Annotated in this window: 2 protein-coding genes; both read left to right on the top strand. The window is 64.7% G+C overall.

All coding sequences use genetic code 11. The annotated features are described in order from the left end of the window. On the top strand, window positions 1-800 hold an 800-nt coding region (locus AC1D00_RS40720; RefSeq protein WP_477014593.1), incomplete at its 5' end, for a carbamoyl phosphate synthase small subunit. A gap of 230 nt (window positions 801-1,030) precedes the next feature. Then, window positions 1,031-1,486 (top strand): cupin domain-containing protein (locus tag AC1D00_RS40725; protein ID WP_477014594.1); only part of this gene is annotated, 456 nt, incomplete at its 3' end.

A 1,486-nucleotide genomic window follows, 5' to 3' on the forward strand; every position in this document is an offset into this window, starting at 1 on the left:
CCCGCGCGCTGACCGCGCTGATCCGCAGCAAGGGCATGCCCAATGCCGTGATCGCGCACGCCAGGAACGGCGAGTTCGACCTGCACGGCCTGAAGGAAGAAGCGCGCGAATGGCCGGGGCTTGAGGGCATGGACCTCGTGCCGATGGTCACCTCCGGCCAGCGCTTCACCTGGGACGAGACGCCGTGGCTCTGGGACAAGGGCTTTGGCCGCCAGGACAAGACCGAGTTCAACGTCGTCGCCATCGACTACGGCATCAAGCGCAACATTTTGCGCCTGCTCGCCGGCGTCGGCTGCAAGGTGACGGTGGTGCCGGCGACGACGTCTGCCGAAGACATCCTGGCGATGAAGCCGGACGGCGTGTTCCTGTCGAACGGTCCGGGCGATCCGGCCGCGACCGGCAAATATGCCGTGCCTGTCATCCGGGACGTCATCAAGTCGGGCACGCCGACCTTCGGGATTTGTCTTGGCCACCAGATGCTCGGCCTCGCCGTCGGCGCCAAGACCAAGAAGATGCATCAGGGTCATCACGGCGCCAATCATCCCGTGAAGGACGAGACCACCGGCAAGGTCGAGATCACCTCGATGAATCACGGCTTCGCGGTGGACGAGACGACGCTGCCGAAGGGCGCGACGCAGACCCACATTTCTTTGTTTGATGGGTCCAACTGCGGCATCCAGCTCGACGGCAAGCCGGTGTTCTCGGTGCAGTACCATCCCGAGGCGTCACCCGGCCCGCGCGACTCGCACTACCTGTTCCAGCGCTTTGCCGATCTGATGCGGCAGAAGAAGAGCGCGTAGGGCGCGCTCTTTTGAAAACTGTCTTGACGACATCGAGCCCGGGCCCAGTCCCGGGCTTTTGTCATTCCGGGGCGCGCATAGCGCGAACCCGGAATCCATCGGGCAACGGATTCTGCGGCGCGATGGATTCCGGGCTCGACGCTGCGCGTCGCCCCGGAATGACAGTGGAGCGAGGAACGCCGCCTGACGCCCCTCGTTGATCCTTGCTACGCTCACGCAGGAGCCCAGCCATGTCCGTCGTCCGCGACAATGCCGAGCCGCTCGCCATCGTGTTTGAGGATGACGGGCTCGTGCCGAACAACGGCCTCYCCTTCCTGGTCTACCAGGGGGCGGTGAAGCTCGACCCGGAGCATCCGGAGGAGACGATCGAAAACCTGTTCGAGGAGAACGGCTGGGGCGGCACGTGGCGCAATGGCGTCTACGACTATCTGCACTATCACGCGACGGTGCATGAGGTGCTTGGCGTTGCGCGTGGGAGCGCACGCGTTCGCTTCGGCGGCGATCATGGCCAGGAGCTGGACATCAAGACCGGCGATGTCGCGATCCTGCCCGCCGGCACCGGGCATCAATGCATCAACGCCAGCCACGACTTTTGCGTGATCGGCGCCTATCCGCCGGGCGCGACGATGGAGATCACGCGGGCGACGCCGGAGAATCATGCCAAGGCACTGAAGACGATCCCGAAG

This window comes from Bradyrhizobium sp. P2_E8 (assembly GCF_056403875.1).